We start from the raw sequence: 22,846 nt of genomic DNA on the forward strand, positions 1-22,846 counted from the left end.
ACGCCGAGGCCCCCGCCGAGGAACCCGGCACCGGCGAGACCGGTGAACCCCGAGCGGCGAGCGGCACCGCTCAGGTGACCCCCGCCGACGCCGCCGACGCCGCCCGCCTCATCGCCTTCGGCCTCCAGCCCAAGCTCCAGCCCGCCCGCGACGCCGAGTACGCCGACCTGCTGCGCCGGCACCGCGACGAGCCCGCGTTCGCGCGCCTCGCCGACGCCGTCGCCGCCGGGCTCGGGCTCATCGTGCTGGAGGTCTCCACCCGCGCGGGCATGGCCGTCACCGCCGCCGAGGACTCCGTCTTCGCCGTCCGCATGGGCGACTACGCCCGCCGGGCCACCGTCGACTCCGGCGACCGCTTCCTCCACGGCCTCGCCCACCTCGCCGTCGCGGCCATGGCCTTCCCGCGCCCCGAGGACCTCGCCGACGACGGCTACATCGGCCGTATCACCGTCAACGGCGTCGACGCGTTCGTCCGCCAGGCGTGCCGCCGGCTGGAGGAGCGGGCCGCCGAGCAGGGCGAGAACACCGACCCCACCAGCGACGCCCCCGGCCTGGAGGCGGCCTGGCGGGTCTACGCGCGCCGCAGCGCCACCGGCGCCACCAAGGACGCCCGCCGCCTCGCCGGGTCCACCACCGGCATCATCGCCAAGGCCGTCGCCTTCCTCGTCGACTCCGGCTTCCTCCAGCGCACCGGCGACGACGCGGGCGGCGCCTTCCGCACCACCGCCCGCTACCAGCTCCAGGTCCGCGACATGGCCGCCACCGCCGCCATGGCCGAGCTGCTGGAGCTGGGCGTCGTCCCCGTCGGGGACGGCACCCCCACCCTGCTCCCGCCGGACGACACCGACGACCTCGAACTGGTCGCCGACGCGGGCCTGCCCTTCCACGGGTGAGAACCCCCGGCCGGCCATCATCCCGTCCGTAAACCGTCAACCCAGCGACAAACAAACGAGAGTCCGCCGCCATGTACGAGCTGTCCCGGGTCCGCCTCTACTCCATCGGGCCCGCCGGCGCGCGCTATGCCGACACCGTGCTGGACCTGCGCGGGGTCGGCGCGCCGGTGCCGAACCCCGCGCCCGCGCAGGCGGAGTTCTTCGAGGACGAGCCCGTCGGCCCGCCGCGCCGCCCCGCGCCCGCCGGCGTGCTCTTCCTGGAGAACGGCGGCGGCAAGTCCGTCCTGCTCAAGCTGATCTTCTCGGTGATGCTGCCGGGCCACCGCAACACCCTGGGCGGCGCCAGCTCCGGCGTGCTCCGCAAGTTCCTCCTCGCCGACGACTGCGGTCACGTCGCCCTGGAGTGGCAGCACGTCCTCACCGGCGAGAGCGTCGTCGTCGGCAAGGTCAGCGAGTGGCGCGGCCGCCAGGTCTCCAACGACCCCCGCAAGTTCGCCGAGGCCTGGTACTCCTTCCGGCCCGGCCCCGGTCTCAGCCTGGACTCGCTGCCCGTCGCCGAGTCCTCCGCGATGCGCCCCAAGGCGGACGGCGCCTCCGGCGCCCGGGGCCGCCGCCGCACCATGAAGGGCTTCCGCGACGCCCTCACCGAGGCCGGCAAGGCCTACCCCAACCTGGACGTGGTGTGGGAGGAGATCCACGAGCGCTGGAACGAGCACCTCGGCGAGCTGGGCCTGGACCCCGAGCTCTTCCGCTACCAGCGCGAGATGAACGCCGACGAAGGTGAGGCCGCCGGCCTCTTCGCCGTCAAGAACGACTCCGACTTCACCGACCTGCTGCTGCGCGCGGTCACCGACACCCGGGACACCGACGGCCTCGCCGACCTGGTCCACGGCTTCGCCCACAAGCTGGGCCGCCGCGCCGAGCTGACCGCCGAACGGGACTTCACCGCCGGCTCCCTCGACCTGCTCTCCCGCATCGCCGAGGCCGCCGGGCAGCGCGACCGGGCCCGGGGCGTGCACACCGGCGCCGAGCGCCGCACCCGCCTCCTCGCCCGCCGGCTGTCCGCGCGCGGCGCCGAGGAGCGCGGCCGCGTCGTCGAGCTCGCCGAGCGGGTCGCCGCCGCCGCGCACGCCGTCACCGACGCCGAGACCGGGCGCGGCCGCGCCGCCCTGGTCGCCGCCGAACTCGCCTACCGCCACGCCTCCCTCGCGCTGGCCGCCGCCGAGAAGTCCGCCGCCGCCCAGCGCCGCGAGCTCAACGACGCCCGTACGCTGCACTCCGCCTGGCAGGCCGCCGAGACCGTGCTGCGCCACCGCGCCGCCGCCGACCGCTCCGCGCGCGTCGCCGCCGCCATCCACGAGGCCGAACGGGACGCCGCCCCGGCGCTGGCCGCCCGCTCCCTGGCCGCCACCGAGCTCGTACGGGCCCTCAACACCGCCGCCGAGAAGGGCGAGCGGCTCGCCAACGAGCAGGAGGAACGGTCCGCCACCCTCCAGGAGGCCGGCGAGGCCGCCCACCGGGACGCCACCTCCGCCGCCACCGAGGCCCAGCGCGCCCGCAGCGAATCGGGCCATCTGCGCCAGCGCCTCGCCGAGGTCGAGCAGGAGACCGCCGAGGCGGTCCGCGCCGGCTGGATCGACGACAGCGACCCCGACGCCGACCCGGCCCGTGCCGCGCTCGCCGCCAGCGACGCCGAGAAGCCGGCCGTCGCCGCCTACGAGACCGCCCGCGAGGCGGCCCGGCAGGCCGCCGAGCAGGCGAAGGAGACCGCCGCGGCCGAGAGCCGCGCCGAGCTCGCCGCAGCCCGTGCCGCGGACGCGGCGACGGCGGCGGAGGCCGCCCACGACGCCGAGCGCCGGGCGGCGGAGTCCATCGGCGCCGACCGGCGCCTGGTCGAACTCCTCGGTCTGCCGGAGCCGACGGCCTCCGGCCAGGTCCCGGGCCAGCGGGGCGCCTCCGGCGCCCGAGGCACGGACGGCACCGGTGCTCCCGGCGCCGGCGAGGCGGCCGGGCAGCCGAGCGGTCCCCACGCCGCGCACGGCGACGGCGCCGTCCCGCGCGGCAGCGCGCCCGGTGGGGCCCTCACCGCCGAGGAGTTCGACCGCAGCGCCGACGCGCTGCGCGAGCTGCTCGACGAGAACGTCGCCGCCGCCGAGCGACAGCTGTTCGACCTGCGTACCGCCGCCGCCGACGACTCCCGCATCCTCGGCGCCCTCGGCGACGGCGGCCTGCTGCCGCCCAGCGCCGACGTGCTCGCCGCCGTGGAGTACCTCGGCGAGCACGGCATCCCCGCCCTGCCCGGCTGGCGCTACCTCGCCCAGTCCGTCGACCCCGCCGAGCACGCGGCCGTCCTGGCCGCCCGCCCCGAGCTCGTCGACGGCGTCATCATCACCGACACCGACTCGCACGCCCGGGCCCGCGAGGTCCTCGCCGCGGCCTTGCTGCTGCCCCGCTCGGCCGTGGCCGTCGGCACCGCCGCCGCCCTCCTCGCCCCCGCTCCCACCACGGACGGCGGCGACGGCGTCTTCCTCGTCCCGCCGAACCCGGCCATGCACGACGAGCGCGCCGCCGACGAGGAGCGGCACGCCCTGCGCGAGCGGGCCCTGGCCCGCGACGAGGAGATCCGGTCCGTCGCGGCCCGGCTGGCCGGCGACCGCACGCTCGCCGCCCGCATCGCGTCCTGGCGCGCCGGCTGCCCCGCCGGGCGGCTCGCCGAGCTCGCCGCCGAGGCCGAGCGCTGCCGCACCGCCGCCGACACCGCCCAGGAGACCCTGGCCGAGGCCCGTACGGCCCGCGCCGAGGCCGACCAGGCCGCCACCGAGGCGGCCCGGCTGCGCGACGAGCGCCAGGAGACCGCCCAGCGCGCCCGCCGCGTCGCCGACGCCCTCGCCGGCCTCGCCTACCGGCTGCGCGAGCGCGCCAACTGGCAGAGCAGGCTGCGCGAACTGGCCGAGGAGGCCGCCGAGGCCGAGGAGCGAGCCGAGACCTGCGTCGACCGCGCCCGCGCCGCCGACGAGGACCGCCGTGCCGCCCAGCGCGCGGCCGACGACGCGCGCCGTACCGCCCGCGCCCTGCGCGCCGAGCGCGCCGAGATCGCCGGCGCCCCCGACGACGTCGCCGAGAGCGCCGACGCGCCCACCGCCTCCCTGCCCGCCCTCCGCGAGGCCTACCGCGCCGCCTCCCAGGTCTACGAGAAGGTCGGCGTCGGCGCCGACCTGCGCGCCGAGCAGGCCCGCGCCGAGAGCGACGAGACCGCCGCCCGCGCCGAACTCGAGCGTCTCACCAACAAGGTGCGCACCCGCGCCGCCCAGCTCCTGGAGGGCACCGACGGCGCCGACGGCCCGTCCCGGCAGGCCGCCGCCGCCCGCGCGGAGTCGCTGGTCCAGACGCTGGAGTCCCGCATCTCGGCCGCCAGCGAGCAACTGGGCCGGCTGCGCGGCGAGGCCGAGCGCCTCGCCCCCGCCGACGGCGAGGCCCACACCGAGCTCCCCGAGGAGCTCGTGCCCGACGGCGCCGACCGGGCCAAGGAGCTGCTGCGCACCGCCACCGGCGAGCTCACCGCCCGCACGGAGGCCCTGGAGGCCGCCCGCACCGCTCACGGCGACCTGCTGCGCGCCCACCGCGCCGCCGAGGACGCCGCGACCGGCTTCGACGACACGGCCGCGCTCCTGCGCGACCTGCTGCGCGACAACACCCCCGAGGACGACGCCGAGCAGCCCGAGCCGTACACCGGGACGCTGGAGGAGGCCCGGCAGGCCGCCGCCGAGACCCGCCGTTCGCTGCGCGGCTGCGCGGGCGACCTGTCGGCCGCCGACGCCGCCGTCCGCGAGGCGAGCGACGTACTCGTCCGGCACGCCAACTCCACCCGCTACGAGCAGGTGCGCACCCCCGCCCGGCAGCAGATCCGCGAACTGCCCGCCGCCGCCCTGCCCGAGCACGCCACCGCCTGGGCCGAGGCCTTCGCGCCCCGCCTGCGCGTCCTCACCGACGAGCTGGAGCAGCTGGAGCGCAACCGCGACAGCATCGTCGACCGGCTGCGCGGGCTGGTCGAGTCCTCGCTGACCACGCTGCGCTCCGCGCAGCGCCTCTCCCGGCTGCCCGAGGGCCTGGGGGAGTGGTCGGGACAGGAGTTCCTGCGCATCCGCTTCGACGACCCCGACCAGGCCACGCTCACCGAGCGGCTGGGCGAGGTCATCGACGAGGCGACCCGCTCCGCCGTCAAGAAGAACTCCGACCTGCGCCGCGACGGCATGTCGCTGCTGCTGCGCGGCGTGCAGGCGGCGCTGCTGCCGCGCGGCGTGGCCGTGGAGATCCTCAAGCCGGACGCGGTGCTGCGCGCCGAGCGCGTGCCGGTCCGGCAGATGGGCGACGTGTTCTCCGGCGGCCAGCTGCTGACCGCCGCCATCGCGCTGTACTGCACCATGGCGGCGCTGCGCAGCAACGACCGGGGCCGCGACAAGCAGGCGCACGCGGGCACGCTGTTCCTGGACAACCCCATCGGCCGCGCCAACGCCACGTATCTGCTGGAGCTCCAGCGGGCCGTCGCCGACGCGCTGGGCGTCCAGCTGCTCTACACCACCGGCCTGTTCGACACGACGGCCCTCGCCGAGTTCCCGCTGGTCATCCGGCTGCGCAACGACGCGGACCTGCGGGCGGGCCTGAAGTACATCAGCGTCGAGGAGCACCTGCGCCCGGGCCTGCCGCAGCCGCAGGACCCGGAGGAGGAGAAGGTGCACGGCCAGATCACGGCCACGCGCATGTACCGCCGCCCGGCGGACGAGCTCGCCGAGCAGACCGAGCCCGCCCGCGCCTGACGCGCCGTTCGCCCGCCCGGCATGCCGGGCGGGCGAGCTCACCCCACCAAGGCGCGCGTGATGTGGTCGGCGAGCCGGGGCAGCCAGTCCGCCCGCGCGTTGCCCAGAAGGTGATCACCGTGCGGCACCGACAGATAGGTGCCGTGCGGCGCCAGCCGGGCCAGCGGCCCGCCGTTCGTCGCGCCGGGTATGACGTCGTCGCCCCCGTCCACGACCAGCAGCGGGGCCGCGATGCGGGGCGCCAGGGCGGAGAGGTCCACGTGGCCGGCGAACTCACGGGCCGCCTCGGCCCCTCCGGTGCGCCGGGCCATGATGTCCCGCACCGGCCCTGGCAGTTCCTCCCAATCGAGGCGGAACGGACCGCTGACGGTCGCGACCGCGGCCACACGCGGCTCCAGCGCCGCGCTCCGGGCCGCGAAATAGCCGCCCAGGCTGAGGCCGACGAGCCCCACGCGCGCGACACCGAGGGCGTCGACGACCCGGCCCACGACCCGTTCGTAGTCCGGCCGGAGGGTCGACATGGCCGCGAGCACGCCCTGCCCGGGACCGTCCATCGCGAACACGGCCAGCCCCCTGGCCAGCAGCGCCGACACCAGATCGAGGAACTCCTCCTTGGCCGAGTCCAGGCCCGGGACGACGATCACGGTGCCGGGCGCGTCGGCGGGGCCGCGCAGCCAGCCCGTGAATCCCTCGCCGCTCACGCGCCGGGCACCGGGCTCCAGCACCGTCAGGGCCCTGCCCAGGGCGCGGTCCGCCTCGGCGGCGGCGCGATGCGCCTCCGCGTACGGCGCGAGCGTGGCGACGTGGAACCACCGGGCCGCCATCAGCAGGTACTCGCCCACCGAGACGGAGGATTCCGCGTTCTCCGCGCGCTCCAGATAGTCCTGTCCGGTGCGCAGGAAGGCCGGTCCCCAGTCGGCGACGGAGGCCAGGCCGTCGGTGACGCGCCGGTACTCATGGGGGTCGACGCCCGCGCCGGTGGCGCGTGTCCACTGGGCGGCGGCGAATTCGGACGTGTTCATCGTGCTCCTCCTGTCAGCAGGACCGCCTTGCCGCGTATCCGGCGCTCTCGCAGGTCGACCAGGGTGCCGGCGGTCTCGGTCCAGTCGGCGGTCCGGCCGATCTCCGGGTGCAGCCGCCCCCGTTCCACAAGACGCACCAGTGCCGCGAGGTCGTCGCCGTAGGGGGCGCCGGCGTAGTGGAAGTGCTGGATCGTGACGCGCTCGGGCCCGCCCAGCAGCTGGAAGAAGTCGAGGGTCACCGGGGTGCGGCTCGCCTGGCCGAACCAGACGAGCGTGCCGCCCGGGCGCACCTTGGAGAGGGCGACCGGCAGATCCGGCCCGCCCGTGGACTCCAGCACCACGTCGAAGGGCCCCTGGGCGGCCGCCACGTCGTGCACCACCTCCGCGCCCAGCTCCGCGAGCCGCTCGCCGCGCGCCGGCGTGGCCGTCACCGCCGTCAGCTCGGCTCCGGCCCCGACGGCCAGTTCGGTGACGTAGTGGCCGACGCCGCCCGAGGCTCCGGTCAGCAGCACCCGCCGGCCGGCCAGGGAACCGGCCGTGCGCAGCAGCCGCAGGGCGGTGATCCCGGCCAGGGGCAGGGCCGCCGCCCGTACGGCGTCGATGCCGTCCGGGAGCACCGCGAGCGAGTGCGTGGGCACGGCGGCGTACTCGGCCCAGCCGCCCAGCGCCGGATGCCCGACCACACGAGTGCCGATGCCGGGTCCCGAGCCGTCGGCGGCGGCCTGCACGATGAGCCCGGCGACGTCCTTGCCGGGCAGCAGCCCCGGCCGGGGGCGTTCGAGGAGGAAGGTCTCGCCCCGGTTCGGCGCGAACGCCTCGACCTTGACCAGCGCCTCACCGGGCTCCGGGACGGGCTGAGGGACCTCGGCGAACGCGACCGGACGCGCCGCGTCCCCTGTGGGAATCAGTCTTCGCATGACGGGTATGCAACCCCCGCGACCGCCCCGCGATCCAACAACGAACGAGCACGACCGACAACTTCTGGTTGTCGCCTATGGTGGGGGCCATGGATCTCGACGTGGCGCAGATACGTGCCTTCGTCCGTACCGCCGAGGAACTGCACTTCGGGCGGGCCGCCGGGACGCTCGCGGTCTCCCAGCAGGCGCTGTCCAAGAGGATCGCGCGGCTGGAGTCCCTGCTCGGCACCGAGCTGTTCCACCGCGGCGGCAACGGGGTGCGCCTCACCGAGGCCGGGGAGCGCTTCCTCCCACCGGCCCGGCAGACCCTGGCCGCAGCGGACGCCGCGGTCGCGGCGGTGATCGGGACGGACCGTCCGCTGCGCGTCGACGTCTGGGGCCATCTCTACGCGCCGATGCGGACACTGGCCCGGGTCGCCGGACGGGCCGGCGAGCTGGAGCTGGGGCACGGACGCGACCTGCCGTCCGTGACGGCGGCCTTGCTGCACGGCGACATCGACGCGGCCTTCGGCCGGGTCCACCCACCCCTGCACACCGGGCTGACACACCGTCTCGTCCGCCTCGAACCGGTCGACGCCGTCATCGGCGCGGACCATCCGCTCGCGGCCGAGGCGGCGCTACGCCCGGACCAGTTGCGCGACAGCGTGCTGTGGGCACCCGGCGCGCTGGACCGGCTCGACTTCCTCCATCAGTTCGCCGACCGGTTCGGCATCGGGAACCGGGCCACGAGCGTCAACCTGGGGCTGACCCACTTCCTCACCGAGGTGGCGGCGGACCCGCGACGCTTCTCGCTGCTGCCCGCCGACCTGCCCCTGCCGAAGCTCCCCGGGCTGCGCTGCGTCCCGCTGGTCGACCCCACGCCGCTCTACGCCTGGTCGCTGCTGTGGCGCACCGGCGACACCCATCCGGGGCTGAGCGGCCTCACCGCCGCCTGTGCCGAGGAAGGCGGGCGCGGCCGCTGGCTGGAGTACGACCCGGCGCGCGACTGGCTGCCCGAACCGCCCGCCCACGCCCCCACAGCCACCGCGCCCACGCCCGCAGCGCCTATAACCTCTCCGGGCTGACCGCCCCGGGGAAGCGCGCACGCCGTGCCTTGCGCACCGCCCGGGCCGTACTGCTCGGCACGGACACCACACCGTGCCGCTGGCGCCACACCTGCCGCGTCACCCACACATCGAGCACCGCCCACGTGGCGGCCACCGTCCCTCCCACCGCGCACAGCACGGCCGGGAGGACCAGCCATACCCCGGCGAGGGCGAACAGCACCGTCACCGTGGTCACCTCAAGCGTCCCCGCGATGACGAGGACCGCCCGCACGGCGGACGAACGCACCGGATCGGGCATACGCGGCCTGCGCGCCGGTTCCTCGACCCACAACGGCCTGCGCGCGCCCGAGTCATGGGACGAGACGTCACGTTCCAGGTCCATGGCGGCTCACCTCCCCCTGTGGCTGCCCCGAACGGGTTCTCCCGAAGCGCCCGGAAACAGCCCCGCCTCCCCTGTGAGGGAAGAGCGAACGGGACGCCCCGAAGGTTCCCCGTTACGAGGAGAAATCCGGCCAGACCGATGTGCCCCGGACGTACTGGTCTTCGAGCCGAGCGCGTGGCAGTAGTAGGCTCGCGGCGCATCACTGTCGCCACGATCTGATCGGAACACCATCCCCGTGCGCCGGGGTTGACGTAGGGGAGGCCATGCGCTTTCGCGGGAAGTCGATCCGCCGGAAGATCGTGACGCTGCTCCTGGTGCCCCTGGTGTCCCTGACCGGTCTGTGGGCCTTCGCCACCGTCATCACCGGCAACGAGGCCGTCCAGCTGATGGACGCGGCCGACGTCATGCGCACCGTCGGCTACCCCGCGGGGGACATGGTCCGTACCCTCCAGAAGGAGCGCCGGCAGACCCTCGTCCACCTCGCCGACCCCCGCCGCGCCGACGTCCGGGGCGAACTGCGCGCCGAGCAGCGCGCCACCGACAAGGCGGTCGCCGCCTTCCGCGCCGGCATCCACGGCGATGTGCGCGAGGACATGAGCCCCACCGCCGCCCGGCGCTTCCGCATCCTGGAGAAGACCCTCGACGGGCTCCCCGGCGTGCGCCGCAAGGTGGAGGACGGCACCCTCACCCGCTACGCCGCCTTCCAGGCGTACAACGACATCGTCGAGCCCTACTACGACTTCCTCGGCAGCCTCGCCGCCCTCCAGGACGCCGAGACGGACCGGCAGAGCCGCGCCATGGTGGGCCTCGGCCGCGCCCGCGAGGCCGTCGCCCGCGAGGACGCCCTGCTGGCCGCCGCCCTCGCCGCGGGCAGCATGAGCCGTCAGGATCTACGCGCGTTCTCCGACCACATCGCCGAACGCCGCACCCTCTACAACACCCACCTCGCCGTCCTGCCCGTCGCCGAGCAGAAGACCTACGAGGACTACTGGCGCGGCACCAACGCCGAGGCGCTGCGCGCCGCCGAGGACACCGTCGTCCTCGCCGGCTCCGCCCGGGCCCCGCACGCCATCGACGCCCGGCGCTGGCAGACCACCGTCACGCCCGTCCTCGACGACCTCGGCCGGATGAGCATCGAGGCCATCGACCGCTTCAGCGACCGGGTCCGGCCCGTCGCCCTCGGCGTCATCGCCAAGGCCGTCGTCGCCGGCGTCCTCGGCCTGATCGCCCTCGTCTGCTCCGTCGTCATCTCCTTCCGCGTCGGCCGGGGCCTCGTCAAGGACCTCCACCGGCTGCGCAAGGAGGCCCACGAGGCGTCCGGCGTCCGGCTGCCGGGCGTGATGCGCCGCCTCGCGGCGGGCGAGCGCGTCGACGTCGAGGCCGAGGTCCCCCGGCTCGCCCACGGGCCCGACGAACTCGGCCAGGTCGGCCAGGCCCTCGACACCCTCCAGCGGGCCGCCGTCGAGGCGGCCGTCAAACAGGCCGACCTGCGGCGCGGCGTCTCCGACGTCTTCGTCAACCTCGCCCGCCGCAGCCAGGTCCTGCTCCACCGTCAGCTGACCCTGCTGGACGCCATGGAACGTCGCACCGAGGACACCGACCACCTCGCCGACCTCTTCCGCCTCGACCACCTCACCACCCGGATGCGCCGCCACGCCGAGGGCCTGGTCATCCTCTCCGGCGCCGCCCCCTCCCGGCAGTGGCGCAAGCCCGTCCCGCTGATGGACGTCGTCCGGGCGGCCGTCGGCGAGGTCGAGGCGTACGAGCGGATCGAGGTGCGCCGGCTGCCCCGGCTGGCCCTCGACGGCCCCGCCGTCGCCGACCTCACCCACCTCCTCGCCGAACTCCTCGAGAACGCCACGGCGTTCTCCCCGCCGCACACCACCGTCCACGCCCTCGGCGAGCGCGTCCCCAACGGCTTCGCCCTGGAGATCCACGACCGCGGCCTCGGCATGAGCCCCGACGCGCTGCTGGAGGCCAACCTCCGCCTCGCCGATCCTGTCGAGTTCGAGCTGTCCGACACCGACCGCCTCGGCCTGTTCGTCGTCGGCCGGCTCGCCCGCCGCCAGGGCGTCCGCGTCTCCCTCCAGCCCTCCCCGTACGGCGGCACCACCGCCGTCGTCCTCATCCCGTCCGCGCTGCTCACCGAGATCGCCCCGAGCGGCGGACGGACGGACCGGGAGGACACCGGCGGCCGGCCCCTCGTACGCACCCCGGCCCGTCGCGCGGTGTTCCCCGACGAGGAGACCCACCAGCAGGCCGCCGACGGCGCCCACGACGAGCGCACCCCCACCGGGGGCCTGCCCCGGCGCGTCCGGCAGGCCAGCCTCGCCCCACAGCTGCGGGAGCCCGCCCAGGCGCCGGCCACCCGCACCCGTCCCGCCCCGGAACCCGACTCCGACCGCGACGCCGAGGAGGTACGGGCACGCATGGCCGCCCTCCAGCGCGGCTGGCAACGGGCACGGGAGGACAATGAGATGACGACGAGCACCACAGCACCACGAACGACAACTGAGGGGGACGGTCGATGACCGCACACCAGGCCGCGATACGCAACACTCCGTCGGCGACGGGCGAGGACCGCTCACGCGCCGGATCCGGCGAGCTCAACTGGCTCCTCGACGACCTCGTCGAGCGCGTCGGCACCATCGGCAAGGCGCTGGTGCTCTCCAGCGACGGCCTGGCCAAGGGCACCTCCAAGGGCCTGTCCCAGGAGGACGGCGAGCACCTCGCCGCCGTCGCCTCCGGCTTCCACAGCCTCGCCAAGGGCGTCGGCCGCCACTTCGCGGCGGGCGAGGTCCGCCAGACCATGGTCGAGCTGGACCGGGCGTTCCTGTTCGTCACCGCCGCCGGCGACGGCAGCTGTCTGGCCGTCATCGCCGACGCCGACTCCGACATCGGCCAGGTCGCCTATGAGATGACGCTGCTCGTCAAGCGGGTCGGCGCGCACCTGGCCACCGCTCCGCGCACCGGCGTCGCCGGCGAGTGACCGGCGGTATGACCGAGGACCCCACCGCGTTCCCGCGGCAGACACCCTCCGGGCCCACGGCCGGGACCACCGGCCGGTGGGGTCCGGCCGCCCGGCCGGGCGCGGCGCCCGGCGGCGAGCACACCGCCCAGTGGTACGACGACGCGGCGGGCCCCGTGGTCCGCCCGTACACCATGACCCGGGGCCGCACCAAGGCCCCGGCCGAGGGACGGCTCGACCTGATCGCGCTCGTCGTCGCCGAGGAGTTCCTGCTGGCCCACCCCGGCGGCGCGTACGCGATCGCCGACCGGACCCTCTCGCCGGAACACCTCGACATCGCCGACCTCGCCCGCCGGGAGCCCCACTCCATCGCGGAGCTGGCCGCCACGCTGGACCTGCCGGTCGGCGTGGTCCGGGTCCTGGTCGGCGATCTGATCGACGCCGGGTACGTCCGGGTCTCCCGCCCGGTCCCGCCGGCGGAGCTGCCCGACGCGGGCGTCCTGCGCGAGGTGATCGACGGTCTGCGCGCCCTGTGAGGCCGCCCGGCCCACGGGAAGGGCCGAAAGGGGGTTGAACAGACCGCCGCCCGTACGGAACGATCACCACGAGGGGGAACACGGGGGCACGACCACGGGGGAGCGCCATGTCGCACCGATCCTGAATTCGGAGGAAATCCCATGGTTTTCGGGCGCCCCGACCGCGGAATACAGCCCCAGGCCGCACCGCTGACCCTCAAGCTCCTGGTCGCCGGCGGCTTCGGCGTCGGCAAGACCACGCTGGTCGGCTCCGTCAGCGAGATCATGCCCCTGCGCACCGAGGAACTGCTGACCGAGGCGGGCCGCCCGGTCGACGACACCTCGGGCGTCGAGGCCAAGCGCACCACCACCGTCGCCATGGACTTCGGCCGGATCACCCTCCGCGAGGACCTCGTCCTCTACCTCTTCGGCACCCCCGGCCAGGACCGCTTCTGGTTCCTCTGGGACGAGCTGGCCCAGGGCGCCCTCGGCGCGGTCGTCCTCGCCGACACCCGGCGCCTGGCCGACTGCTTCGCCGCCGTCGACTACTTCGAACGGCGCGGCATCGCCTTCACCCTCGCCGTCAACTGCTTCGACGACGCCCCGCGCCACTCCGCCGAGGCCATACGCGACGCCCTCGACCTCGACCCCGAGGTGCCCGTGATGATGTGCGACGCCCGCGAACGCGAATCCGTGAAGCGCGTCCTGGTCTCCGTCGTCGAACACGCCCTGGCGACAGGCATCACCGCCCGCCGCCCGGCGACCGTCTGAGGGCACCTGCCCGCTGCGCCGGTGTCAGCGGACCGGGAAGTCGAAGTAGGTGTCCGGATACGGCTCACCACGCAGCGTGTAGTGCCACCACTCCTCCGGGAGATTGCCGAACCCCGCCCCCTCCATCACCGACTTCAGCCGCAGCCGGTTGGCCCGCTGCTGCCCCTGGATCCGTGGGTCGAGGGTGTGGGCGAGGGTGTCGAAACAGTCGAAACCCGTCCCCATGTCCAGGGAATTGTCGGGAAAACGCTGCCATCGAGGAGCGAAGCACGGCACGAGCGGCTCACCGGGCACATACGGACGCGTGGGCCACGCCGGCAACCGCACGATCGTCAGATCCATCGTGCTGCCCCGGCTGTGCCCGGACTTCGCCGCGATATAGCCGTCCTCGAACAGCCGCGACTTGGCCACCCGCGGATAGAACTCCGCCTTCATCCGCTCGTCGCCCAGGTCCTTCGCCCACGCGACGAAGTCGTTCACCGCGCGCTGCGGGCGGTAGCAGTCGTACACCTTGAGCGAGAGCCCCTGCCGCAACAGCACCCGCTGCGCCCGCCGCAGCGCCTCGGCGGCCGGGCGCGTCAGCAGACACCGCGGACGTTCGTAGCCGTCGACGCGGTGACCGGTGAAGTTGTGCGGGGTGAAGTACCGCATCTCCTGCACGATCGTCGGATCGACGTCGGCGAGGGCGACGAACCCCGGGGGCGGCTTCGGCCCGGACGGGGCCGCCTGGGCGGCGGGCGCGGAGGCGAGGGCCGTGAGCGCGGCGAACGGAAGGACGAGCGCGCGACAGAGCGCGGAGAATCTCGGCATGGCCCACGGGAATACCAGCCCACGGGGCGGTACGGAAGGGGGCGTACCCGCGCAGTGGGCCCCGGGCTCACCCCCGCACCCGCACCCGATACCCCACCTCCTCCGCCCCCTCCCGCTCCACCGTCACGACCCCACCCCGCGACCGCGAGGTGAACCGCACCACCTCCGGCCCCTCCCACCCCGTCCCGGCGTCGGTGATGAGCACCCCGCCCCCCGTACGCCCTGGAGCCGGCGCCCACACCTCCAGCTCCACCTCCCCGTCCGCACCCGCCACCGGAATCACCGATCCCGCCCGCGCCAGCACCGGAACGCGCGACAGCGGCGCGTCCAGCAGCACCTGCCCCGGCCCCTCGTACGGCCGCCCCGTCGCCGTGTCGTACCAGCGCCCGCGCGGCAGCCGCACCGCCCGCCGGTCCGCCCCCAGCTCCAGCACCGGCGCCACCAGCAGCGAATCACCCAGCAGGAACGCGTCCTCGCAGTCCCGCAGCGCCCGGTCCTCCGGCGAGCGCCACCACACCGGCCGCACATACGGCGCCCCCGTGCGCTGCGCCAGATGCGCCAGCGTCACGAAGTACGGCAGCAGCCGCGCCCGCTCCCGCAGCGCCGCCCCCGCGTGCTCCAGCACCTCCGCCCCGAACTCCCACGGCTCCCGCCGCCCCGCCGAGATCGCCGCGTGCGTACGGAACAGCGGCAGATACGCGCCCAGCTGGAACCACCGCAGATACAGCTCCGGCGACGGGAACCCCGTGAACCCCCCGATGTCCGGCCCCGAATACGGCACCCCGCACAACCCCAGCCCCAGCACCAGCGCCAGCGACGCCCGCAGCCCCGGCCAGCCCGTCGCCACGTCCCCCGACCACGTACCGCCATAGCGCTGCATCCCCGCCCAGCCCGAGCGCGAGAACAGGAACGGCCGCTCGTCCGGGCGCAGCTTCCGCAGCCCCTCGTACCCGGCCCGGGCCATCGCCAGCCCGTACACGTTGTGGGCCTCGCGGTGGTCGCCGCCCCGGCCCTCCAGCGCGTGCCGCGCCGAGCGAGGCAGCGTCGGATCGCCGAACGCCGCGAACGACACCGGCTCGTTCATGTCGTGCCACACCCCGGAGAACCCCTGCGCCAGCCGCTCCGCGTACAGCCCGCCCCACCACGCGCGCGCCCCCGGATCCGTGAAGTCCGGGAAGACGCACTCGCCCGGCCACACCTCGCCGCGCACCTCACGCCCCCGCGCGTCCTTCACGAACGCCCCCGCCGCCACCCCCGTGTCGTACTCCGCCAGCCCCGGCTCGGCCTTCACCGCCGGGTCGACGATCGACACCAGCCGCACCCCCTCCTCCTTCAGCCCGGCGGCCAGCCCCGGCAGATCGGGGAAGCGCTCCCGGTCCACCGTGAACACCCGGTGCCCCCGGAAGTGGTCGATGTCCAGGTGCACCGCCGACAGCGGCAGCCCCCGCTCCAGATAGCCGGTCACCACCCGCCGCACCTCCCGCTCGCTGCCGAAGCCCCAGCGCGCGTGCTGATACCCCAGCGCCCACGCCGGCGGCAGCGCGGCACCCCCGGTCAGCGCCGCCCAGCCGTGGAGCACCCGCGCCGGGGTGCCCACCATCACCCAGTAGCGCAGCGGGCCGCCCTCCATCCGCGTCTCGCAGCGCCCCGGCCGGTCGTGCCCCGAACCCGCGCCCTCCTCGCCCTCCCACAGGGTGACCCGGCCGTCCCAGGTGTTGTCGTGGAACACCAGATGCGTCCCCGCGTCCGCCACCACCAGCTGCACCGGCATCGTGATGTACAGCGGATCGTCCCCCGGCCCGAACGCCCCGCCCGGATCGGTGTTCCACAGCCGGTACACGCCGTCGCGCAGCCGCGGCCCCGACGCCCGCCCGCCCAGCCCGAAGAACCGCGCGTCCGCCGCCACTTCCGAGCGCTGCACCCACCGCCCGCCACTCTCCGCGCCCGCCGGCTCCCACCAGCGCGGCGCCGGATCGCGCCGCAGCACCACCCCGCCCGGCGTACGCACCTCCACCGTGCCGTGCCGGGACACCGCCACCAGCACCCGCTCGGAGACCACCCGCCAGCCGCCGTCCGTGTCCGGCTCCAGCACCGCCCGCTCGTCCGCCTCCGGACAGCCGCCCGCCAGCGCGTACGACGGCTCCGGCACCGCCCCGTCCCACCCGCAGAACACCGCGCCGCCCGCCGCCACCCGCACCCGCAGCGAGGAACGGGCGAACCGCACCACCCCGCCCCCCGGCTCCGGATCCGCGCCCTCCGCCACCCCCGGCACCCGGGCCCGCGCCGCCCCCTGCCGGGGCAGCCCCACCGCGTCCACCCGGTGCCGCCGCCAGGCCGACCGCACGGACCGCAGCCCCTGCGCGCTCCCCACCGCCCGCAACGAGGCCATCCACTTCACCGATCGCACAAGGTCACCAGCGTCCATGCCGCTCACCCTGCCACCCGCCCGGGCCGCTCCGCGCACCGTTCAACCCCCGTTCACCCCCGCAAGACGTGCCCCTCCCGCGACGGTGTGACACCGGCCCTGGTGCACGAGTCGATCACATGGCATCGTCCTCACAGCCACCGCACGCGCGCACCCCGTTCGTGCGCACGGCTCCGCCCACGACGCGCAGAAGCCCGGGAGCAGCCACATGACCACCGCACCGCAGCCCGTCGACCAGCCGGCGCCCCTGTGGCGGCCCGGCGCGGACCGCGTCGACAGCGCGCAGGTCACCCGCTTCCACGCCCGGGCCGCCGAACGCCACGGCGCGCCCGCCCCCCTCCCCGGCGACCCCGTCGCGAGCTACGCGGCCCTCCACCGCTGGTCCGTGGCCGAACCGGAGACCTTCTGGCAGGCCGTCACCGAATGGTGCGACGTCCGCTTCACCACCCCCTACGAGCGCGTCCTCGCCGACCCGGCCATGCCCGGCGCCCGCTGGTTCCCCGGCGCCACCCTCAACTACGCCGAGCACGCCCTGCGCACCGCCGAGGACCCCGCGCGAGCCGACGAGCCCGCCCTGCTCCACGTCGACGAGACCCACGACCCCCGCCCCATCACCTGGGCGGAACTCCGCCGCCGGGTCGGCTCACTCGCCGAGGAACTGCGCCGCCTCGGCGTCCGCCCCGGCGACCGCGTCAGCGGCTACCTGCCCAACGTCCCGCAGGCCGTCGTCGCCCTCCTCGCCACCGCCGCCGTCGGCGCCGTCTGGACCTCCTGCGCCCCCGACTTCGGCGCCCGCAGCGTCCTCGACCGCTTCCAGCAGGTCGAACCCATCGTCCTCTTCGCCGTCGACGGCTACCACTACGGCGGCAAGCGCCACGAGCGCGCCGACGTCGTCGCCGAGCTGCGCGCCGAGCTCCCCACCCTGCGCGCCGTCGTCCACATCCCGCTGCTCGGCACCCCGGCCCCCGAGGGCACGCTGGAGTGGGACGCCCTGACCGCAGCCGACACCGAGCCGGTCTTCGAGCAGGTCCCCTTCGACCATCCCCTGTGGGTGCTCTACTCCTCCGGCACCACCGGGCTGCCCAAGGCCATCGTCCAGTCCCAGGGCGGCATCCTCGTCGAACACCTCAAGCAGCTCTCCCTCCACTGCGACCTCGGCCCCGGCGACCGCTTCTTCTGGTACACCTCCACCGGCTGGATGATGTGGAACTTCCTCGTCTCCGGCCTCCTGGTGGGCGCGACCGTCGTCCTCTACGACGGCAGCCCCGGCCACCCCGACACCGCCGCCCAGTGGCGCGTCGCCGAACGCACCGGCACCACCCTCTTCGGCACCTCCGCCGCCTACGTCATGGCCTGCCGCAAGGCCGGTGTCCGCCCCGGCCACGACTTCGACCTCTCCCGCGTCCGCTGCGTCGCCACCACCGGCTCCCCGCTGCCGCCCGACGGCTTCCGCTGGATCCACGACGAGGTCTCCGAGGACATGTGGATCGCCTCCGTCAGCGGCGGCACGGACGTGTGCAGCTGCTTCGCCGGCGCCGTCCCCACCCTCCCCGTGTACATCGGCGAGCTCCAGGCCCCCTGCCTGGGCACGGACCTCCAGGCCTGGGACGCCCAGGGCAAGCCCGTCGTCGACGAGGTCGGCGAGCTGGTCGTCACCAACCCCATGCCCTCCATGCCGATCCACTTCTGGAACGACCCCGACGGCCACCGCTACCGCGAGAGCTACTTCGAGATGTTCCCGGGCGTCTGGCGGCACGGCGACTGGATCACCCTCACCTCCCGGGGAACCGTCGTCATCCACGGCCGCTCCGACTCCACCCTCAACCGCCAGGGCGTACGGATGGGCTCCGCCGACATCTACGAGGCCGTGGAACGCCTCCCCGAGATCCGCGAATCCCTCGTCATCGGCGTCGAACAGCCCGACGGCGGCTACTGGATGCCCCTCTTCGTCCACCTCGCACCGGGCGCGGCACTGGACGACAGCCTGCTCGCGAAGATCAAGAGCACCATCCGCGAGCAGCTCTCCCCGCGCCACGTCCCCGACGAGGTCATCGAGGTCCCCGCCGTCCCCCACACCCTCACCGGCAAGCGCATCGAGGTCCCGGTCAAGCGCCTCCTTCAGGGCACCCCCCTGGAGAAGGCGGTCAACCCCGGGTCCGTCGACAACGCCGAACTGCTGGGCTTCTACGAGCGCCTGGCCCGCGAACGCCGCTGACCTGGGCGAACGGAGCGCGGAGGGCCGTTGTCAGTGCCCCTGGTTACGCTGAGTGAGCATTGTTTCACGCAGCGCCGAGGGGGAGTTCATGCCGCACACCGACAACGGCCGGAAGCGACCGACCGCGCGACAAAGGCTGCGCCACGAGACACCGAGCACCGTGGCCGTCCTCGCCGACGAGACGGACTTCGCCGCCATGCGGCGATACCGCAGCTTCCGCTTCGACGACCACGCCGGCTACCTCCGGCAGGTCGAAGGCCTGCTCAGAGCACTCGCCGCCCAGGGCACCCACATCAGCCTCGCCCTCTTCGACCCCACCGCCTACGAGGAGTACTGCGCCGACACCCGCCTCGACCCCGACACCCCCACCAGCCGCACCCGCTACACCGCCGACATCGCGGCGGCCGGCGCCCGCCTCACCTACGACGGCCGCCCCCTCGCCCACCTGCTGCCCGACCTCGTCCGGGAGGCCGAACAACAGGCGACCTGGGAATACGCCTCCGCCCTCCTCGAACCCGGCGAGGACGCCGGCCGGGCCGCCTTCGCCAGGGCATCGAAGCTCCTGCGCCGCCTCGTCGAAACGGCGGGCGACGGCAGACACCACCTCGTGTGCAGCGTCTCCGCGCCCGACGACGCGAACACCCCGCTGGTCGCCGTCGTCGAAGCCCAATGCCACGACGGACTGCTGCGCCTCGGGGAATCGGCGGCCCTGCTCTTCTGCACGGTCCTCGCGGCGGGCATCGCCCTGCGCAGCCCCGGCGGCGTCGTGCTCCGCACCACTCGCTCCGGCGAGTCCGAGACCGTCCGCGGCTGGTGCCTGGACGGCGACGGACTGCGCCCCCTGACGGCGGGCGAGGTCTTCGCCGCCTACTGCACCGACACCCGCACCGGCGAACCCGTACCCCCGGAGCCCGGAGTCGACTACCTGGCGGGCCTCCAGCTCGAACAGCTCGAATAGAAAGAGGTGAGGGGTGCCCCACCGGCAGGTGGGACACCCCTCACTCATGGAACAACCGGGCTCACTCGCCCGACAGCACCGCCTGCGCGGCCAGACGGGCCTCCTCGGCCGAGTCCGTCGCACGGGCGGCCGCGGCCGCCCGCTCGCACTGCGCCAGCGTGTGCTTGGCCAGCGTCGCCCGCACATAGGGGATCGACGCCGCGCCCATCGACAGGCTGGTCACGCCCAGACCCGTCAGCACACAGGCCAGCAGCGGGTCGGACGCCGCCTCACCGCAGACGCCACAGCTCTTGCCCTCGGCCTTGGCGGCCTCGGCCGACATGGCCACCAGGTCGAGCAGCGCCGGCTGCCACGGGTCCTGAAGACGCGAGACCGCGCCCACCTGACGGTCGGCGGCGAAGGTGTACTGCGCCAGGTCGTTCGTGCCCAGCGACAGGAACTCGACCTCCTGAAGGATCGAGCGGGCCCGCAGCGCGGCGGAGGGGATCTCCACCATCGCGCCGAACTTCGCCTGGAGCCCGGCCTCGCGGCACGCGTCCGCGAACGCCTTGGCGTCCGTGCGGTCCGCCACCATCGGGGCCATGACCTCGAGGTACACCGGCAGCCCCTTGGCCGCCTCGGCCAGCGCGGTGAGCTGAGTGCGCAGCACCTCCGGGTGGTCCAGCAGCGTCCGCAGACCACGCACGCCGAGCGCCGGGTTGGGCTCGTCGGCCGGGGTCAGGAAGTCCAGCGGCTTGTCCGCGCCCGCGTCCAGCACGCGCACGACCACACGGCCCTCGGGGAACGCCTCCAGCACCTTGCGGTACGCCTCGACCTGCTTGGCCTCGGACGGCGCCTTCGCGCTGTCGTCCAGGAAGAGGAACTCGGTACGGAACAGGCCGACGCCCTCCGCACCCGCCTCGACCGCGGCCGCCACGTCCGCCGGACCGCCGATGTTCGCCAGCAGCGGCACCTTGTGACCGTCGGACGTCGCACCCGGACCGGACGACGCGGAGAGCGCCGCCTTCCGCTCCTCGGCCGCCCTGGTCAGCTCGGCGCGCTTCGCCTCGCTCGGGTCGACGAAGACGTCACCCGTGCTGCCGTCCACGGCCACCACCGTGCCCTCGGCGAGCTCACCGGCGCCGGGCAGCGCCACCACGGCCGGCACCCCGAGCGCCCGCGCCAGGATGGCGGAGTGACTCGTCGGCCCGCCCTCCTCGGTCACGAAGCCCAGCACCAGCGCCGGGTCCAGCAGCGCGGTGTCGGCCGGAGCCAGGTCCCGCGCGATCAGCACATAAGGCTCGTCGCTGTCCGGCACACCCGGCATCGGCACGCCCAGCAGGCGCGCCACGATGCGGTTGCGGACGTCGTCGAGGTCGGCCACCCGGCCGGCCAGGTACTCACCGGCGTTGGCGAGCAGCGCCCGGTAGGCGGCGAACGCGTCGTACACCGCGCGCTCGGCGGTGCTGCCGACGGTGATGCGTCGGTCGACGTCGGCCATCAGCTCGGGGTCCTGGGCCATCATGGCCTGGGCCTCCAGCACGTGCTGGGCCTCGCCGCCGGCCAGGTTGCCGCGCGCGATCAGATCGGCGGCGACGGCCTCGACGGCCTGCCGCGCGCGCCCCTGCTCACGCGGCGCCTCGTCCGCCGGGATCTGCTTGGCCGGCGGTTCCAGGACCGCCGTGCCCATGTGCCGGACCTCGCCGATCGCCACACCGTGGCTCACGCCGACGCCTCGCAGCGTTGTCTCCATTTCACGTCTCCGGTTGGATGCGGCGGCTCATGGCCGCCGCGGTGGATGTCGTACGCGCCGTCCGTCCGGACGGCTCAAGATCACCGAAGGTGAAAGGTCACTGCCAGGAGAAGAGGGCGTCGCCGGCCTTCACATCGCCGTCCTCGACGACGTCGCCCAGCGAGTCGGCGGTCGCCTCGAGCGCGACGACGGGGCAGACCGGGGACTTGCCGGCCTCCTCGACGGCGACCGGGTTCCAGCGCACGATCTCCTGGCCGCGCGTGACGGTGTCGCCCTTGTTGACGAGCAGCTCGAAGCCCTCGCCGTTGAGCTGAACGGTGTCGATGCCGAGGTGCGTCAGCACTCCGTGGCCCTCGCCGTCGACGACGACAAAGGCGTGGGGGTGGAGCGAGACGATGACGCCGTCGACCGGGGAAACCGCGGCGTGCGGCTCACGGACCGGGTCGATAGCGGTACCGGGTCCCACCATCGCGCCGGAGAAGACCGGATCGGGCACTGCCGCGAGTCCGATGGCGCGTCCGGCGATCGGGGACGACACGGTGGTCATGGGAAGCCTCCCAGAGGTGGAGAATCATCACGCGCCGTCACTACCTGTCCTGGACGGCGCACTGGTCGGAAGCCTAAGTCATAGGAACTGAGGATTCCGCACGAGCGTGCGCGCTGCGCACGCGTAGGAGCGCGGGGCGGGAACCGTGTGCGGTGCGTAATCGATTTGCCTCGACCTGGCAGTCGCTGTACTGTCGGGTTCCTGCCCACCACCGAGGCCCGCAGCAAGCTGCTGGCGAGGCGGGGGCGGCACTCCAATGGACGAGATCCTTTCCCGGATCCGCTGCTGTGTGCCTGCATGCCTTTGTGTATGCGAGGTGAACGGGGCGGAAACGGGGCCGGAAAACTCCTGATAGAGTGGTGGAACACCGAAGGGAAGCCCGGAGGAAAGCCCCAGTAAACAAAACTGTGGGTGAGTACAAAGGAAGCGTCCGTTCCTTGAGAACTCAACAGCGTGCCAAAAGTCAACGCCAGATATGTTGACACCCCGTCCATCTCGTATGGATGAGGTTCCTTTAAAAAAGTCCTTCCCTAGGGAAGGCACACAGCGAGGACGCTGTGCACGGCTGGGCCTATTCCGCCCGGCTGTGCCGCTCAACGCGAGTGTTGACCGGATTACCGGTAATCATTCACGGAGAGTTTGATCCTGGCTCAGGACGAACGCTGGCGGCGTGCTTAACACATGCAAGTCGAACGATGAAGCCTTTCGGGGTGGATTAGTGGCGAACGGGTGAGTAACACGTGGGCAATCTGCCCTGCACTCTGGGACAAGCCCTGGAAACGGGGTCTAATACCGGATATTACCTGCCGAGGCATCTTGGCGGGTGGAAAG

16 protein-coding genes and 1 rRNA gene are annotated in these 22,846 nt (G+C 74.2%); 10 read left to right on the forward strand and 7 right to left on the reverse strand.

From position 1 onward, the window contains the following. Positions 1–74 precede the first annotated feature (74 nt). Both RM609_RS13280 and RM609_RS13285 read left to right on the forward strand, forming a co-directional pair. Positions 75–893, forward strand: a complete 819-nt coding sequence (locus RM609_RS13280; protein ID WP_311610697.1) for a hypothetical protein — start codon at positions 75–77, stop codon at positions 891–893. A gap of 71 nt (positions 894–964) precedes the next feature. Then, complete coding sequence (locus RM609_RS13285) at positions 965–5,707, forward strand: coiled-coil domain-containing protein (RefSeq protein ID WP_311610648.1); 4,743 nt, start codon at positions 965–967, stop codon at positions 5,705–5,707. A gap of 38 nt (positions 5,708–5,745) precedes the next feature. Here the strand turns inward: RM609_RS13285 and RM609_RS13290 are convergent, their stop codons facing one another. Both RM609_RS13290 and RM609_RS13295 read right to left on the reverse strand, forming a co-directional pair. Further along, positions 5,746–6,729: an alpha/beta hydrolase family protein gene (locus RM609_RS13290; RefSeq protein WP_311610650.1), complete on the reverse strand. Its 984-nt coding sequence runs from the start codon at positions 6,727–6,729 to the stop codon at positions 5,746–5,748. Continuing rightward, positions 6,726–7,646 carry a zinc-binding dehydrogenase gene (locus tag RM609_RS13295; protein WP_311610651.1) on the reverse strand — a complete coding sequence of 307 codons (921 nt, stop codon included), beginning with the start codon at positions 7,644–7,646 and terminating at the stop codon, positions 6,726–6,728. Before RM609_RS13295 ends, RM609_RS13290 begins: the two co-directional genes overlap by 4 nt. A gap of 89 nt (positions 7,647–7,735) precedes the next feature. Between RM609_RS13295 and RM609_RS13300 the strand changes: the two genes are divergently transcribed. Beyond that, positions 7,736–8,710, forward strand: coding sequence for a LysR family transcriptional regulator (locus tag RM609_RS13300; RefSeq protein ID WP_311610653.1), 975 nt, complete (start codon positions 7,736–7,738; stop codon positions 8,708–8,710). Here the strand turns inward: RM609_RS13300 and RM609_RS13305 are convergent. Then, positions 8,691–9,074, reverse strand: a complete 384-nt coding sequence (locus RM609_RS13305; RefSeq protein WP_311610655.1) for a hypothetical protein — start codon at positions 9,072–9,074, stop codon at positions 8,691–8,693. The two genes, RM609_RS13300 and RM609_RS13305, sit on opposite strands and share 20 nt — an antisense overlap. Before the next feature lie 263 nt (positions 9,075–9,337). On the opposite strand from RM609_RS13305, the gene RM609_RS13310 reads away from it, so the two are divergent. The 4 genes from RM609_RS13310 to RM609_RS13325 all read left to right on the forward strand — a co-directional run bounded on the left by RM609_RS13310 (position 9,338) and on the right by RM609_RS13325 (position 13,328). Beyond that, on the forward strand, positions 9,338–11,605 hold the full coding sequence (locus RM609_RS13310) for a sensor histidine kinase (RefSeq protein ID WP_311610656.1): 2,268 nt from the start codon (positions 9,338–9,340) through the stop codon (positions 11,603–11,605). Next, positions 11,602–12,063, forward strand: a complete 462-nt coding sequence (locus RM609_RS13315; RefSeq protein WP_311610658.1) for a roadblock/LC7 domain-containing protein — start codon at positions 11,602–11,604, stop codon at positions 12,061–12,063. Before RM609_RS13310 ends, RM609_RS13315 begins: the two co-directional genes overlap by 4 nt. A gap of 8 nt (positions 12,064–12,071) precedes the next feature. Next, positions 12,072–12,578: a DUF742 domain-containing protein gene (locus RM609_RS13320; RefSeq protein WP_311610659.1), complete on the forward strand. Its 507-nt coding sequence runs from the start codon at positions 12,072–12,074 to the stop codon at positions 12,576–12,578. 141 nt (positions 12,579–12,719) lie between these two features. After that, complete coding sequence (locus RM609_RS13325) at positions 12,720–13,328, forward strand: GTP-binding protein (RefSeq protein ID WP_311610661.1); 609 nt, start codon at positions 12,720–12,722, stop codon at positions 13,326–13,328. Between the two features lie 24 nt (positions 13,329–13,352). Here the strand turns inward: RM609_RS13325 and RM609_RS13330 are convergent, their stop codons facing one another. Further along, entirely contained in the window at positions 13,353–14,138 is a 786-nt protein-coding gene (locus tag RM609_RS13330) for a M15 family metallopeptidase (RefSeq protein WP_311610662.1), read from the reverse strand. Positions 14,139–14,205: 67 nt separating this feature from the next. Continuing rightward, entirely contained in the window at positions 14,206–16,563 is a 2,358-nt protein-coding gene (locus RM609_RS13335) for a glycoside hydrolase family 31 protein (protein WP_311610664.1), read from the reverse strand. A gap of 208 nt (positions 16,564–16,771) precedes the next feature. On the opposite strand from RM609_RS13335, the gene RM609_RS13340 reads away from it, so the two are divergent. Both RM609_RS13340 and RM609_RS13345 read left to right on the forward strand, forming a co-directional pair. Then, positions 16,772–18,778, forward strand: a complete 2,007-nt coding sequence (locus RM609_RS13340) for an acetoacetate--CoA ligase (RefSeq protein ID WP_311610666.1) — start codon at positions 16,772–16,774, stop codon at positions 18,776–18,778. 88 nt (positions 18,779–18,866) lie between these two features. Further along, complete coding sequence (locus RM609_RS13345; RefSeq protein ID WP_311610668.1) at positions 18,867–19,736, forward strand: DUF8829 domain-containing protein; 870 nt, start codon at positions 18,867–18,869, stop codon at positions 19,734–19,736. A 61-nt stretch (positions 19,737–19,797) separates the two neighbouring features. Here the strand turns inward: RM609_RS13345 and ptsP are convergent, their stop codons facing one another. Both ptsP and RM609_RS13355 read right to left on the reverse strand, forming a co-directional pair. Next, positions 19,798–21,468 carry a phosphoenolpyruvate--protein phosphotransferase gene (ptsP, locus tag RM609_RS13350; RefSeq protein ID WP_311610669.1) on the reverse strand — a complete coding sequence of 557 codons (1,671 nt, stop codon included), beginning with the start codon at positions 21,466–21,468 and terminating at the stop codon, positions 19,798–19,800. Between the two features lie 97 nt (positions 21,469–21,565). Continuing rightward, a complete protein-coding gene (locus RM609_RS13355; RefSeq protein ID WP_311610670.1) occupies positions 21,566–22,015 on the reverse strand; it encodes a PTS sugar transporter subunit IIA in 450 nt (149 codons plus the stop codon). A 627-nt stretch (positions 22,016–22,642) separates the two neighbouring features. On the opposite strand from RM609_RS13355, the gene RM609_RS13360 reads away from it, so the two are divergent. Next, positions 22,643–22,846 (forward strand): 16S ribosomal RNA (locus RM609_RS13360); the annotation flags it as partial.

The organism is Streptomyces hesseae, assembly GCF_031845785.1.
In the GTDB taxonomy this organism is placed as follows: domain Bacteria; phylum Actinomycetota; class Actinomycetes; order Streptomycetales; family Streptomycetaceae; genus Streptomyces; species Streptomyces hesseae.

What these genes read in the sequence shown, in the direction of transcription:
- RM609_RS13330 (WP_311610662.1), bottom strand. Translation starts at nt 14,138, where the DNA reads ATGCCGAGATTCTCCGCGCTCTGTCGCGCGCTCGTCCTTCCGTTCGCC.
- RM609_RS13345 (WP_311610668.1), top strand. Translation starts at nt 18,867, where the DNA reads ATGCCGCACACCGACAACGGCCGGAAGCGACCGACCGCGCGACAAAGG.
- RM609_RS13290 (WP_311610650.1), bottom strand. Translation starts at nt 6,729, where the DNA reads ATGAACACGTCCGAATTCGCCGCCGCCCAGTGGACACGCGCCACCGGC.
- RM609_RS13295 (WP_311610651.1), bottom strand. Translation starts at nt 7,646, where the DNA reads ATGCGAAGACTGATTCCCACAGGGGACGCGGCGCGTCCGGTCGCGTTC.
- ptsP (WP_311610669.1), bottom strand. Translation starts at nt 21,468, where the DNA reads ATGGAGACAACGCTGCGAGGCGTCGGCGTGAGCCACGGTGTGGCGATC.
- RM609_RS13315 (WP_311610658.1), top strand. Translation starts at nt 11,602, where the DNA reads ATGACCGCACACCAGGCCGCGATACGCAACACTCCGTCGGCGACGGGC.
- RM609_RS13305 (WP_311610655.1), bottom strand. Translation starts at nt 9,074, where the DNA reads ATGGACCTGGAACGTGACGTCTCGTCCCATGACTCGGGCGCGCGCAGG.
- RM609_RS13300 (WP_311610653.1), top strand. Translation starts at nt 7,736, where the DNA reads ATGGATCTCGACGTGGCGCAGATACGTGCCTTCGTCCGTACCGCCGAG.
- RM609_RS13320 (WP_311610659.1), top strand. Translation starts at nt 12,072, where the DNA reads ATGACCGAGGACCCCACCGCGTTCCCGCGGCAGACACCCTCCGGGCCC.
- RM609_RS13340 (WP_311610666.1), top strand. Translation starts at nt 16,772, where the DNA reads ATGACCACCGCACCGCAGCCCGTCGACCAGCCGGCGCCCCTGTGGCGG.
- RM609_RS13355 (WP_311610670.1), bottom strand. Translation starts at nt 22,015, where the DNA reads ATGACCACCGTGTCGTCCCCGATCGCCGGACGCGCCATCGGACTCGCG.
- RM609_RS13285 (WP_311610648.1), top strand. Translation starts at nt 965, where the DNA reads ATGTACGAGCTGTCCCGGGTCCGCCTCTACTCCATCGGGCCCGCCGGC.
- RM609_RS13335 (WP_311610664.1), bottom strand. Translation starts at nt 16,563, where the DNA reads ATGGACGCTGGTGACCTTGTGCGATCGGTGAAGTGGATGGCCTCGTTG.
- RM609_RS13310 (WP_311610656.1), top strand. Translation starts at nt 9,338, where the DNA reads ATGCGCTTTCGCGGGAAGTCGATCCGCCGGAAGATCGTGACGCTGCTC.
- RM609_RS13325 (WP_311610661.1), top strand. Translation starts at nt 12,720, where the DNA reads ATGGTTTTCGGGCGCCCCGACCGCGGAATACAGCCCCAGGCCGCACCG.